9 protein-coding genes, 1 tRNA gene and 1 pseudogene are annotated in these 13,989 nt (G+C 71.0%); 9 read left to right on the forward strand and 2 right to left on the reverse strand.

Annotated features, from left to right (window positions below):
• Positions 1-402: hypothetical protein (locus tag CRP51_RS29215; protein ID WP_212615993.1), on the reverse strand; the 402-nt coding region annotated here is incomplete at its 3' end.
• A gap of 133 nt (positions 403-535) precedes the next feature.
• Here CRP51_RS29215 and CRP51_RS25260 point away from each other — a divergent pair.
• The 3 genes and pseudogenes from CRP51_RS25260 to CRP51_RS25270 all read left to right on the forward strand — a co-directional run.
• On the forward strand, positions 536-4,015 hold the full coding sequence (locus tag CRP51_RS25260; RefSeq protein WP_170970673.1) for a DUF6531 domain-containing protein: 3,480 nt from the start codon (positions 536-538) through the stop codon (positions 4,013-4,015).
• A complete protein-coding gene (locus CRP51_RS25265) occupies positions 4,012-4,464 on the forward strand; it encodes a hypothetical protein (protein ID WP_097233655.1) in 453 nt (150 codons plus the stop codon). Before CRP51_RS25260 ends, CRP51_RS25265 begins: the two co-directional genes overlap by 4 nt.
• A gap of 6 nt (positions 4,465-4,470) precedes the next feature.
• Positions 4,471-4,682, forward strand: a pseudogene (locus CRP51_RS25270) (integrase core domain-containing protein); the annotation flags it as partial.
• A gap of 837 nt (positions 4,683-5,519) precedes the next feature.
• On the opposite strand, the gene CRP51_RS25275 reads toward CRP51_RS25270, so the two are convergent.
• Positions 5,520-5,592, reverse strand: a tRNA-Arg gene (locus CRP51_RS25275).
• Positions 5,593-5,890: 298 nt separating this feature from the next.
• Between CRP51_RS25275 and CRP51_RS25280 the strand changes: the two genes are divergently transcribed.
• The 6 genes from CRP51_RS25280 to CRP51_RS25305 all read left to right on the forward strand — a co-directional run bounded on the left by CRP51_RS25280 (position 5,891) and on the right by CRP51_RS25305 (position 13,973).
• Entirely contained in the window at positions 5,891-7,516 is a 1,626-nt protein-coding gene (locus CRP51_RS25280) for a dynamin family protein (RefSeq protein WP_170970674.1), read from the forward strand.
• 27 nt (positions 7,517-7,543) lie between these two features.
• Entirely contained in the window at positions 7,544-9,304 is a 1,761-nt protein-coding gene (locus CRP51_RS25285; RefSeq protein WP_097233657.1) for a GTPase, read from the forward strand.
• A gap of 226 nt (positions 9,305-9,530) precedes the next feature.
• Complete coding sequence (locus CRP51_RS25290; RefSeq protein WP_097233658.1) at positions 9,531-10,934, forward strand: thioester domain-containing protein; 1,404 nt, start codon at positions 9,531-9,533, stop codon at positions 10,932-10,934.
• Between the two features lie 287 nt (positions 10,935-11,221).
• Complete coding sequence (gene ettA, locus CRP51_RS25295) at positions 11,222-12,886, forward strand: energy-dependent translational throttle protein EttA (protein WP_097233659.1); 1,665 nt, start codon at positions 11,222-11,224, stop codon at positions 12,884-12,886.
• Between the two features lie 2 nt (positions 12,887-12,888).
• Complete coding sequence (locus CRP51_RS25300) at positions 12,889-13,317, forward strand: acyl-CoA thioesterase (protein ID WP_097233660.1); 429 nt, start codon at positions 12,889-12,891, stop codon at positions 13,315-13,317.
• Positions 13,314-13,973, forward strand: coding sequence for a DUF8185 domain-containing protein (locus tag CRP51_RS25305; protein WP_097233661.1), 660 nt, complete (start codon positions 13,314-13,316; stop codon positions 13,971-13,973). The genes CRP51_RS25300 and CRP51_RS25305 overlap by 4 nt, the downstream gene beginning before the upstream one ends.
• Positions 13,974-13,989: the final 16 nt, after the last annotated feature.

Genomic DNA, 13,989 nt, shown 5'->3' on the forward strand with positions numbered 1-13,989 from the left:
CAACAAGCCGCCGAAGCCGCCGCCGGCGCCGCCCAAAACAGGGTCAACGACGCCCAGGAACGCCTGACCGCAGCACGCCAACTCGCCCTCGACGCAAAAGAGATGCGCGAGGAAGCCGCACGCCAGTGCGCCCGCGACATCGACGAGGCCTCCGACGCCGGCATCCAAAACCGCCGCTGGTGGGAGAAGGCCATCAAATGGGCCACCGATAACTGGGACACCCTCGTCGACATCTGCAAGGTCATCGTCGCCGTCCTCGGCATCGTCGTCCTCATCATCGGCGGCCCCCTCGCCTGGGTCGTCCTCGCCGCCGCCCTCGTCGTCCTCGCCGACACCCTCATCAAATACGCCAGAGGAGAAGCCGGACTCCTCGACGTCGCCTTCGCCCGCACTCGACTGCATCCCCGGCATGAAAGGACTCACCACCCTCGGAGGGCTCGCCAGGGGGCTGCGATCAGCCGCGAGTACTGGCCTGCGCGGGCTACGCCAAGGCGCCCTCGGCCTCGGACGGCGCACCCGGGGCGACGGCATTCCGATGAGGCGACGCAATCCCTGCGGAGACCCGGTCGACGTCGCCACCGGCGAACTGTTGATGTCGTCCGTCGACGTCCAACTGCCCGGCGTACTGTCCCTGGTGATTGAACGACACCACATCTCCAGCTACCGACATGCCGGTTGGTTCGGCCCGACATGGGCCTCCACGCTGGACCAGCGGCTACTGCTGGACGAGCACGGGGTGCGCTTCCTCAGCGACGACGGAATGACGTTGCTCTACCCGCGTCCTCTCCCTGACGAGCCAGTGCTGCCCGTGGAAGGCCCCCGGTGGCCACTACGGTGGAGCGGCCAGCCCGACTCGCCGCTGTTCATCGAGCAGCGAGACGCCGGGCGAACCCTTCACTTCGCCTCGACACCGGGCGGGCCCGGCGCCGAACTTCCCCTCATCGCGATCACCGACCGCAACCACAACCGCATCCACTTCGCCTACGACGACAGTGGCGCCCCCACAGATGTCCATCACTCCGGGGGCTACCACGTAGGCATCACCACCGAAAAAGGCCGCGTCACAGCGCTCCGCTTGGTCAGCGACCCCGATCGAACGGTCCTGACGCGGTACGGTTACGACAGCTCAGGTCGTCTCACCGAGATCATTAACTCGTCCGGCGAGCCTCTGATCTTCCGCTACGACGAGCAAGGTCGCGTGGCGCGTTGGGAGGACCGTAATGCGTACTGGTACTCCTACGAATACGACGAGTACGGGCGCTGTGTACACACCACAGGCACTGACCAGGTTCTGGAGTACCGCTACACCTACGACACCGAGAGCGACCGCACGGTCGTTACCGACTCCCTCGGCCGACAGCAGATCTTCCAGTTCAACGACTGTTACCAACTCATCGCTCACACCGATTCGTTGGGCCATACCGTCTGGCACACACGGGACAGGTACGACCGCGCCCTGACGGTGACCGATCCCCTCGGTCACACCACCACCTGTCACCACGACGAACACGGCCGGCTCAGCTCTGTCACCCGTCCCGACGGCACGAGGACGTGCGCCGAGTACAACGAGTTGGGGCAGATCACCAAGATCGTCGAGGCGGACGGCAGCGTTTGGGAACAGGCTTTCGACGGCAGCGGTAACCGCGTCGTCCTGCTCGATCCGGCGGGCAACCGCACGCGCTACACGTACCACTCCATGGGGAGCGTCGCGTCGATCACCGACTCGCTGGGCCACACGTCACGGTTCGAGTGCGACCCGGTGGGCCTGCCGCTGGCCGTGACCAACCCCTCGGGCGAGACGACCCGTTATCGGTACGACACGTTGGGGAACACAGTCAGCGTCACGGACCCGTCCGGAGCTCAGACGCGGATGAGCTGGACCACCGGTGGGCGGCCTCTTTCCCGAACCGACCCACTCGGCGGCGAGGAGACCTGGGAGTGGGACGCCGACGGCAACCTCGTCGCGCACACGGACCCCTCCGGCGGGGTCACCCGTTACAGCTACGGGCCGTTCCAACTACCTACGACGCAGACCGAACCGGATGGCGTGTGCTACGCGTTCACCCGTGACACGGAGTTGCGGCTCACCCAGGTGACGGCCCCCGACGGGCGCTCCTGGGAGTACCAGTACGACGCGGCCGGTCGGATCATCGTTGAGTCCGACTTCGACGGTCGAATCACCCTTTACTCCCGGGACGCCGCAGGACGCGTCGTGGGACGCACCAACGCGGCCGGCGAGAGCGTTCACTACCGTTACGACGCGCTGGGGCGGCTGGTCCGCAGGGAGACCTCGGACAGCGAGGTCACGACCTTCGAGTACGACCCGGCCGGCCGCATTCTCAGGGCCACCTCCCCCGGCGTGGAGCTGACTCGCGCCTATGACGCGCTGGGGAACCTGGCTCGCGAAACCGTCAACGGGCGGACGCTCACTGTGGAGCACGACGCCCTGGACCGCCTCCTTAGCCGCGTCACACCCAGCGGCCACTCCAGCGCGTGGACCTACGACCCGATCGGCCGGGCGAGTGCCCTTCAGACCGGCCAGCACATTTTCGCTTTTACCAGCGATGCCTCGGGCCGCGAGGTGTCTCGCACGCTCGGAGGCTCGCTGAGCTTCGACTACCGCTGGGACGCTTCCGGTCGCCTCAGCGACCGCACCATCGTCGCCACCTCCCGTAACGGTTCCGACCGCCCGGTGCACCGCCAGCACTTCACCTACCGTGCCGACGGTTACCCCCTCGCGGTCGACGACGGCTCCGGCCGGACTGTGCGGCACGCCTTGGACGCCGTAGGCCGAGTCACCGCCGTGACCGGTCCCGATCACCGGGAGGACTACACCTACGACCGAGCGGGCAACCCGACGTCCGCGCACTGGTCTCCCCCCAACGTGGACAACGACGCGGCTGGCGACCGCGTCTACGACGGCACGCTGTTGGTCAGCGCCGGGCAGACCCGCCTCACCTACGACCAGGCGGGCCGCGTTGTGATGCGACGGAAACCGCGCCTGTCCAAGAAGCCGAGCGCCTGGCACTACACATGGAACGCCGAGAACCAGCTGACCCAGGTCACGACACCCGACGGCACCCGCTGGCGTTATTTGTACGACGCCTTCGGTCGCCGCACGGCCAAACTCCGCCTCGGAGATGACGGCGAAACGGTCGTGGAACGCATCGACTTCACCTGGCACGGCACGACCCTCGTTGAGGAGGCCAGCCGCCTCGGAGAAAGCGACACGCGCCTGGTACGCACCTGGGACTACCAGGGGCTCCACCCGATCGCGCAGACCGAGCACGTCGCCGGAACGACGAGGGATCAGGATGAGGTTGACGCCCGGTTCTACGCCATGGTCACCGACCTGGTGGGCACGCCCACTCACCTGCTGGATGAGACCGGTGCCGTGGCGTGGCGCTCCCACGGCACCCTGTGGGGCCTTACCCGCGCCAGCGGCACCACCGACACGCCGCTGCGCCTTCCGGGCCAGTACGCGGATGAGGAGACCGGCTGGCACTACAACTACCACCGGCACTACGACCCCGGCACTGCCCGCTACGCCACGCCCGACCCGCTCGGCCTCGAGCCCGCCCCGAACCCGTACGCGTACCCGCACAACCCGTGGGTGTGGGCCGACCCGCTGGGCCTCAACCCCGAACTGGTCAACCCGAACGACATCAACTTCTCGCAACGCACGATTTCCGCCAACGACTATGCGGAGGCCATGCGGAACGGCACGTGGGACTGGCAACGCTCCGGCCCTCTGCACGTGATGGAGGTCGATGGGCAGCTCGTCAGCTACGACAACCGGCGGCTGAACGCGGCGCGGGAGGCCGGCCTCCGGGAGGTCCCCATCGAACGCGTCGACCCGTCCGCGCCGCACCCCGACTCCACGACCGGACGCACTTGGGGACAGCAGTTCCAGCGACGCTTCAACGACCCCCGCAACCGACGAGCGGGCGGTGTGGTACCCAACACAGGACTGTCCGAAGCACCGACCGTACAGTGCCCAGGAGGCCGCAGGTGACCACTCAGGTGACCCCCATCATCGCGCTCTGGAAGGAACGGAGCCTGCCCATCCACGACGGTCTGTACCTGGCCACCGGTGACTCGTATGCGGTCCGACTGGCTCCGCAGGCGCCAACGGGGGTCGAACTCCTCGATCCCTTCGACCTGCGGGCCCGTCTCGACGCTGACCCCGAGTGGGTGACCGAAATCGAACTGACCCGCCGACTCGCCCTGGAAGCCGAGGGACGCGTCCTCTGCTGCGGCGACGGCGGCTACGGCTCGGAGGGCTTCGTCGCCTGCACGGACGGCGACGAGGAGCTGGAGTGGGTGATGTACTTCGAACACTCGAACCCGTTCATGGACATCAGCTGGGACGCCACCCGACGGCGGGCCACGTTCACCTCGACTTCAGACGTGCGGATCACGGTCAACGCCCTGGCACCGTGGTGGGAGACGGCCGGCTCCTGAACCACCACCCGCGCCTACCGCCCCAACGGGAAAGTCGAGCGGATGAAGCGAACCCTGCTGGACGAATGGGCCTACAACCGGCCCTACACCACCAACGCCGAACGCACCGCCGCCCTCACGGACACCTCCACACCTACAACTACCATCGCTGCCACACCGCACTCGGAGGCCAATCCCCGATCACCCGCGTAAACAACCCTGCGGGTCAATACCCCTAGTCCCAAGGCCGCCACCGCAGGTGGACAAGCAGTGCCTGCTCAACCCCAACCAGACGGCCGGTCTCCCGGCCTGGGTGCGTCAGGGGCCGCGCGGCGGGGAGCGACTGCATGCCTACTTCGCTGCCCTCTGCCACGCCGGCCCCCGCCCTGAAGGGGCCGTCGCTCTACGCGTCTCCGACCTTCGGTTGCCCGACGAGAGTGATATCAAAAAGTGGGGTGAATCTCGTACATACGGCCACGCCGGAGGTCGGCAAACAGTGGACAACCCCGGCAAGGTCCATGACGAGCGGCACCTGAAGGGGCGAGCGATAGGTGACGCCAGAGGGGGCCCGTTCGCCCCGCGCTGGTGAAGATTCTGGGTGAGCACATCGCCCGCGAAGGACTCCGTGGCGAGAATCTGCTGTTCCAAGGGGAGCGGGGTAGTCGACTGGCGGGCTCGGTGATCCGTCGAGCGGGGGGCGGGCCCGAGAGGAGGTCCTCACCGTGGCCGAGGTTGCCTCACCACTCGGGCGGGTCCCGCCCCGCGGCACATCTGTCCGACCACGTGGCTGAAGAACGGCGTCCCCGTCCTTCTCCGTACCCACGCGCGCTGTCTCGACGGGCAGAGGAGGGGACCGCGACGACGGGTCGAGGCCGCCCAGGACCTCACCGGAAGGGCTGCTGCCCCGGCCCCAGCGACGGAAAACGTGGACACGTGTGTGACACAGACACCCGGGGAGAGCCGGGGCGGACCGCCACGAACCGGACATCGGCCCCCTCCACCGACCCCGCCCACCGGGCCGCCCGGCGGGCGACCGCGCGCCCGCTGACCTGCGCTGACGTCAAATGTGAAGGAAGTGCCCCCGGCAGGACTCGAACCTGCGGCCAAGTGCTTAGAAGGCACCTGCTCTATCCGCTGAGCTACGGGGGCCGGTCTTGGTCATGACGTGGGACGGCGCCCCCTCGGTGACCTCGCCGCGCACAGGATAGAGCGTCGAGGGCATCGCCCCGGTTGCTTCACCGCAGCACCCTCGTGTGGAGATCCGGTGAAGCCAGCCCTGATAATCGCAGGCGAGTGCGAAGTGCGCAGCGGTTTTGGTCGCTCCGGGGAGGGGTGTTGCGTACTCGTTATGCCACGCCGTGTGGGTCCGGGGTCGGCTTGGGGCGTCGTTCGGCGGAATATGCTTGGGAAACCGCTTGAAGTTGGGCATTCTGCGCATGTGGCGATCATGGACGCACGGCCCGAACTGCTGGACGCTCTGACCCTCCTGCGGGAGCGTCTCGCTGCCGCGCGCTTCCCCCTCGATCTCTCCGGGGCGGAGCGCGCGCGGCGGTCGCGCGCCGAGCTGCTCTCCCAACTCGACGGGCATCTGCTGCCCCGGTTGCGGCAGCCCGAGGCCCCCCTGCTGGCGGTGGTCGGCGGCTCCACGGGCGCGGGAAAGTCGACGTTGGTGAACTCGCTGGTCGGCCGCCGCGTCACCGAGGCCGGGGTGCTGCGCCCCACCACCCGCACCCCCGTGCTGGTCTGTCACCCCGACGACCACCACTGGTTCTCCGGCAAGCGCGTGCTGCCGCAGCTCGGCCGGGTCTGGATGCCCCGCCAGGAGGCCGAGCAGCCGCCGCCCGCGCGGCGCGACGGGGAGCCGACGCTGGCCGTGGAGACGACCAGGGCGCTGCCCGCGGGGCTGGCGCTGCTGGACGCGCCGGACATCGACTCCCTGGTGGAGGGCAACCGCGACCTCGCCGCCGACCTGCTGGGCGCGGCCGACATCTGGGTGCTGGTCACGACGGCGGCGCGGTACGCGGACGCCGTCCCCTGGCATCTGCTGCGCAGCGCGCGGGAGTACGACGTCACGGTCGTCACCGTGCTGGACCGGGTGCCGCACCAACTGGCCGCCGAGATCTCCCGGCACTACGGCACGCTGCTGGAACGGGCCGGGCTCGGCGCGATCCCCCGGTTCACCGTTCCCGAGCTGCCGGAGTCGGCGCGGGGCGGTTCCGGGGTGCTGCCGGCGACGGCGGTCTCCGGGCTGCGCGAGTGGCTGGGGCACCGCGCCAGGGACCGGGAGGCGAGGGAACTCGCGGCGCTGCGCACGGCGCGCGGGGCGCTCGCGTCGTTGCGGGGGCGCGTGATGGCGCTGGCGGGCGCGGCGGCGCACCAGCACGCGACGGCGGTCCGCCTCGACCAGCGCCTCACCGAGGCGTACGCGGCGGCCGACCAACGGGTGCGCGCCACCCTCGCCTCCGGCGGACTGCTCGCCGGCGAGGCGCGGGCCCACTGGCTGGCGTTCCCGGACGACTCCAGCGCCGACGAGCTGCTGGAGGCGCTGACCGCCGCGTTGACCGGCCTGTTGACCGAGGCCGTGGCCACCGCCGACGAGCGCACCGACACGGCCTGGCGCGCGGTCGGCGGCGCGCCGCCGACGGACGCGGAGGAGCCGGGGTCCGTGGAGGAACGGGTGGCCGTGGTGGTGCGTCGACTGCGGCGCTGCCTGGAGGAGTTGGTCGAGGAGGCGCGGCACGCGCCGCCGCCGCTCGGCCAGCCGCCGCAGCCGCGCCCCGGCCCCGGCGAGGACAGCGAGAACGCGGCGCTGCTGGCGACCGCGCTGCTCGGCGGGCGGGCGGCCGCGGTCGCGCAGCAGACGCTGGCCGGCGCGCTGGGCCCCAGGGGAGCGGCCCGGCTGCGGGAGAAGGGCGCGCAGCAGCTGAGCGCCTGCGTGACGCGGGCGCTGGACGCGGAGAAGCGCCGCAGGGGGGCCTCGTTGCACCGGCTGGGGATCGTCGTGGACACGCAGGTGGAGCTGGTCTCCGCGCTCTCCACGGTGCGCGTCGACCCCCGCCACACCACCGTCTGAGACCGCCAGGACCACAGGGAGCGTCACGTGAGCGAGCACCAGACATCCGGCCATCGCCGGCGACCCGGCGAGCACCCCGGGGACCACGCCGGGGCGCCCCCCGGGGAACGCCGGGAGCCGGCCGGCGGGGCGCCCGGGGCGACGGGCACGACCGGCACCGCGGAGGACGGCGTGCTGCGGGTGCGGCTGGGCGCGCTGCGCGAGTTGGTGGGTCTCTCCAGGACCCGGCTCGACGAGCGGGTGCTCGCCGAGGCGGGGCGCGTGCTGGACGAGGCGGCGGCGCGCGACCGTCTGCCGCGCGCCTACACGACGGTGGCGATCGCGGGGGCGACCGGCAGCGGCAAGTCGACGCTCTTCAACGCGCTGGCCGGGGCGCAGCTCTCCGAGGCGGGGGTGCGCCGCCCGACGACGGCCTCGCCGGTCTCCTGCACCTGGGAGGCGGGCCGGGAACAGAGCCCCGACGGGCTGCTGGAGCGGCTGGGGGTGCCGGCCAGGGCGCGGCGGCGCGCTCATGTGCTGGACCCGGGGCTGCGTGGCCTGATCCTGCTGGACCTGCCGGACTACGACTCGGTCGACCCGGCCCACCGCGAGCAGGTGGACCGGCTGCTGGGCCTGGTCGACGCGGTGGTGTGGGTGGTGGACCCGGAGAAGTACGCGGACGCGCTGCTGCACGAGCGGTATCTGCGGGCGTTCGCCGGACACGCCGACGTCTCGTTGATCGTGCTCAACCAGGCAGACCGGCTGCCGCCGGAGGCCGTCGACGCGGTCCTGGACGACCTGCGCCGGCTGCTGGACGAGCGCGGGGTGGCGCTGGGCGAGCACGGGGAGCCGGGCGCGTGGGTGCTGGCCGGTTCGGCGCTGACGGGGGACGGGGTGGGGGAACTGCGCAAGCTGATCGGCGAGTTGGTGGCGGCGCGGACGGCCGCCGCGCGGAGGCTGGCGGCGGACGTGGACAGCGTGGCGCGCGGCCTGGAGCCGGTCTACGTGGCGGACGGCGCGCAGGCGCCGGTCGGGCTGACGGACGACGCGCGGGAGGAGTTCGGCGACCGGCTGGCGGCGGCGGTCGGGGCGCCGGCCGCCGGGCTTGCCGCCGAGCGCGGCTGGCTGCGCCGCGCGGACCGGGCGTGCGGCACGCCGCTGGCGCAGGGGCTGCGGCGGCTGGTGGCGCGGCGGGCCGAACGGCGGGGCGAGCCGCCGGCGTTGGCGACGGGGCGGCTGCGCACCGACGTCTCGCCCGCGGTCTCGGCGCCGGTGGTGGAGCAGGCGGTGCGGCAGTTGTCCGACGAGGCGGCGGAGGGGCTGCCGGAGCCGTGGGCGAGGGCGGTGCGGGAGGCGGCCTGGCGGGGGGCGGAGTCGCTGCCGGGCGCGTTGGAGCGCGCGCTGGGGGAGCGGGAACGCGGCCGGCCGCCCCGGCCGGGCTGGTGGTCGGCCGCGGCGGCGGGGCAGGCGGTGCTGTTGGCGACGCAACTGCTCGGTCTGTGCTGGCTACTGACGGTGTTGATCGGGCAGCCCGTGATGGGGCGCTGGCTGCCGCTGCTGCTGTTGTGCGCCGGCTCGGTGGGGGGTCCGTTGCTCGCGTGGGGCTGCCGGATCGCGGCGCGCGGCCCGGCGCACGCCCACGGGCGTGCGGAGGAGTGGCGAATGCGCCGTCTGGCCGCCGAGTTGGGGCACCGTCAGGTCGTGGAGCCGGTCGCCGCCGAGCTGATGCGCTACCGCGAGGTCCGGGAACGTTTCGTGGTGGCGGCTTCACCCGAAGGGGGGACGGAGTTGTCCACATCAGGCGGGTAATCCACAGGCTCCAGCGGAATTCGGGCGACTGCCCCACCATGGTCCCCGGTGAGGCGTTCGCCGAAGCCCCCAGGTAACGATTCGACTTCGGAACGTGTGAGCCACCCGTTCGGTGGGGACATCGGTCAACTGCCTCTCTACGATCCACCGTACGCACGGGGATGTTGATGAGCGTGCCGTCGGAAGACACGGCTGCGCCTTGTGATCTCGTGGAGGGGACACACACATGAAGCACGCGCGCAAGCGGGTGGTATCCCGCCTTGCGGCCACGGCCGTGGCCTCCGGGCTCATAGCGGGGGGCGCCCTTGCCGCCGCCGGCTCCGCCGTCGCCGAGCAGAACCCGCGCAGCGGAGGAGCCACCGCGGTCAACGAGGGTCTCCAGGTGCAGGACGGGGTGAACGTCACCCACAACGGCGAGACCGACACCTACCGCGCCGGGCTGTTCTACCTGACCGCCGACGACGGCGGCACGTTGAAGACCTACTGCATCGACTTCGCCACCGGCGCGCAGACCGGCGCCATGTACAAGGAGACCAGCTGGGAGTCGTCGACTCTCCACGGGAACCCGGACGCCGGGAAGATCCACTGGATCCTGCAGAACTCGTTCCCCGCGGTGAACGACCTCGCCTCGCTCGCCGGCCAGGCCGGCGCCGAGTCGCTGAACGAGGAGCAGGCCGCCGCCGGCACGCAGGCCGCGATCTGGGAGCTGTCGGACGGCGTCGACGCCGTCCCGACCAACGAGAACGCCGCCAAGCTCACCGACTGGCTGCTGGAGAACGCGGGTGAGGTCGCCGAGCCCGGCGCCTCCCTGGAGCTGACCCCGCCGCAGGTCTCCGGCCAGCCCGGCGAGATCGTCGGCCCGGTCACGGTCAACTCCAGTGCGGAGTCGGTCTTCGTCACGCCGGACGCCAGCGCGACCGAGCAGGGCGTGACCATCGTCGACGTCAACGGCGAGTACATCACCGAGGACCAGCCGGTCAGCGGCGGTACCGAGCTGTACTTCTCGATCCCCGAGGACGCGGCCGACGGCTCCGCCTCGCTGACCGCCACCGCCACCTCGCAGGTGCCGCTCGGTCGTGCCTTCACCGGCATCGACACCCGGACCCAGACCATGATCCTGGCCGGGTCCTCCGACTCCTCCGTCACCGCCAACGCCAGCGTCAGCTGGGCGGCCCCGGGCCAGCCCGCCGTCGCGGTCAACGCGGTGGAGAAGTGCGTCGAGGGCGGCGTGGAGATCACCGCCAGCAACGAGGGCGACGTGCCGTTCGCCTTCGAGCTGGACGGCGAGTCCTACGAGATCGCGGCCGGCGAGTCGCAGTCCGTCGTGGTCCCGGTCGAGAACGGCCAGGCCTACGAGATCACCATCGACAACGCGATCGAGGGTGCCGAGCCCTGGGTCTTCACCGGCGTGCTCGACTGCGAGACCGGTGACGACGGCGGCCAGGAGCAGGTCAACGAGCCCGCCCCGGCCAGCACCGGTGGCGAGGGCGAGGACGGCGCCGACCTGGCCGAGACCGGCAGCAGCGGCGGCAGCCCGATGCTGATCGGCGGCATCGCCGTGGCCCTGCTGGTCGTCGGTGGCGGCGTGGTGTTCTTCATGCGTCGTCGTTCCGCCGCCGCGGGGCAGTGACCGAGGCACGGACAGCTAGGGCGAGCGTCGCCGCACCGCTGACGTTCGCCAGGGCCTGACGGGGCTTACCGTCGGGCACCGGGGGCGGACCCGCCAAGGGTCCGCCCCCTCCCGTTTGCCCGCGCGCCCGGCCGCGCGCGGGCCCCCGCCCCGTCCGCGTTCGCGTCGCCCGCCACACCGGTCCCACCGCGTGCACGGACCGGCACCGGTTTCGTCCGGCGCGTGGCCATGCGGCAGGATGGAGGCAGGCTTCCCACCCACTGACGACAGCTGCCGGACGGTTTCTCTTGGCTGAGTACATCTACACCATGCGCAAGACGCGCAAGGCCCACGGCGACAAGGTGATCCTGGACAACGTCACCCTGAGCTTCCTGCCCGGGGCCAAGATCGGTGTCGTGGGCCCCAACGGCGCCGGCAAGTCCACGGTCCTCAAGATCATGGCCGGTCTGGAGCAGCCCTCCAACGGCGACGCGTTCCTCACCCCCGGCTACACGGTGGGCATCCTGATGCAGGAGCCGCCGCTGGACGAGTCGAAGACGGTGCTGGAGAACGTCCAGGAGGGCGTCGCCGAGACCAAGGCGAAGCTCGACCGGTTCAACGCCATCGCCGAGCAGATGGCCACCGAGTACACCGACGCCCTGGGCGAGGAGATGGGACAGCTCCAGGAGGAGCTCGACCACGCCGGCGCCTGGGACCTGGACGCGCAGCTCGACCAGGCGATGGACGCCCTCGGCTGCCCGCCGGGCGACTGGCCGGTGACGCACCTCTCCGGCGGTGAGAAGCGCCGCGTCGCGCTCTGCAAGCTCCTGCTCGAACAGCCCGACCTGCTCCTTCTCGACGAGCCCACCAACCACCTGGACGCCGAGTCCGTCCAGTGGCTGGAGCAGCACCTCGCCAAGTACCCGGGCACCGTGGTGGCCATCACCCACGACCGGTACTTCCTGGACAACGTGGCCGAGTGGATCCTGGAGCTGGACCGGGGCCGCGCCTACGTCTACGAGGGCAACTACTCCAAGTACCTGGAGACCAAGCAGACCCGTCTCAAGGTCGAGGGCCAGAAGGACGCCAAGCGCGCCAAGCGCCTCAAGGAGGAGCTGGACTGGGTCCGCTCCAACGCCAAGGGCCGGCAGGCCAAGTCCCGCGCCCGACTGGCCCGTTACGAGGAGATGGCCGCCGAGGCGGAGAAGACCAGGAAGCTGGACTTCGAGGAGATCCAGATCCCGCCGGGCCCCCGGCTGGGCAACGTGGTCGTCGAGGCGGACAGGCTCGGCAAGGCCTTCGGCGAGAAGATCCTGGTGGACGGCCTGTCGTTCACCCTTCCGAGGAACGGCATCGTCGGCGTCATCGGCCCGAACGGCGCGGGCAAGACCACGCTGTTCAAGATGATCCTCGGCATGGAGAGCGTCGACTCCGGCTCGGTGCGGGTCGGCGACACCGTGCAGATCTCCTACGTCGACCAGTCCCGCGCCAACATCGACCCCAAGAAGACCCTGTGGGAGGTCGTCTCCGACGGGCTGGACTACATCAACGTCGGCCAGGTCGAGATGCCCTCCCGCGCCTACGTCAGCGCGTTCGGCTTCAAGGGCCCCGACCAGCAGAAGCCGGCCGGCATCCTCTCCGGCGGCGAGCGGAACCGGCTCAACCTGGCGCTCACCCTCAAGCAGGGCGGCAACCTGCTGCTCCTCGACGAGCCGACCAACGACCTGGACGTGGAGACGCTCTCCTCGCTGGAGAACGCGCTGCTGGAGTTCCCCGGCTGCGCCGTGGTCGTCTCCCACGACCGGTGGTTCCTGGACCGCGTGGCGACGCACATCCTGGCCTACGAGGGCGAGTCCCGCTGGTTCTGGTTCGAGGGGAACTTCGAGTCCTACGAGAAGAACAAGATCGAGCGGCTGGGCCCCGAGGCCTCGCGTCCGCACCGCACCTCCTACAAGAAGCTGACCCGGGGCTGACGATGCGTCATCGCTACGAATGCCCGCTGCGCTGGTCGGACATGGACGCCTTCGGCCATGTCAACAACGTGGTCTTTCTGCGCTATCTGGAGGAGGCGCGGATAGACTTCATGTTCCGGCTGGCGCGGCAGGCCGACTCCGGCGCGTTCACGGGTGGTTCCGTGGTCGCGCGGCATGAGATCGACTACCGCAAGCCGCTCGTTCACCGTCCCGAACCGGTCGTGATCGAGCTGTGGGTGAGCAAGTTGGGCCACGCCTCGGTCACCGTCGACTACGAGATCAAGGACGAGCGGGGCGTCTACGTCAACGCGCGCACGGTCGTGGTCCCGTTCGACCTGGATCTGGGCAAGCCGCGTCGGCTCACCGACGACGAGCGGGGCTTTCTCTCCCGTTACCAGGACGACGAGACGGGAAGCACCCTCGACACATGACCAGCCAGTCCGAGTTGGCCTTCGCCGAGTCCGGGGAGGCGGCCGAACTGGTCGCCTTCCTGGGGCGGCAGCTGCGCTGGGACCGCACGGCGGCGGCGCGGCTGAAGGTCGAGGGGGAGGTGCTGGCCGTCTTCACCCGGCCGGCCAGGTTCGAGGCGCTGGTGGTGCGGCCCGTGCGGCTGGCCGCCGGCGCCGGCCCGCTGGACCGCACGGTCTCGGTGGGCGAGCTGGTCGAGTCGCTGGACGAGGAACGCGAGGCCGTGCGGCTGCCGGCGGCCGTGACCGGCCCGGCCTGGGCCGGTCTGCTGCCGCCGCGCGGCGGCTGGCGGCCGGTGGCCGAGCTGCCGCACCGCGCGGTGTGGGAGGCGGCGACGGCCGTGGTCGCCGAGTTCCGGGAGCGCACGGAGGGGCTCGCGCCGGCGGAACGCACCAGGGCGACGCTGGACGCGCTGGCCGAGGAGATCTGGTCGCGCTCCCTGCCGGAGACCAAGCTGCCGCTGCGCGCCGTGCACGCCGCGCACGCGCTGGGTCTGCTCCGCGCGCACGCGCCGGTGCGCGTGCTGGAACGCGGTGGCTGGCTGCGGATGCGCACCGCCCTGGGCTCGACGGCGGTCCGCCCCCGAGGCACCGGCGGCCTGGGCGTCACCCCGCTCTAGCGGGCCGTCCGCGGTC

It is taken from the genome of Streptomyces zhaozhouensis (assembly GCF_900230195.1).
Classification (GTDB): domain Bacteria; phylum Actinomycetota; class Actinomycetes; order Streptomycetales; family Streptomycetaceae; genus Streptomyces; species Streptomyces zhaozhouensis.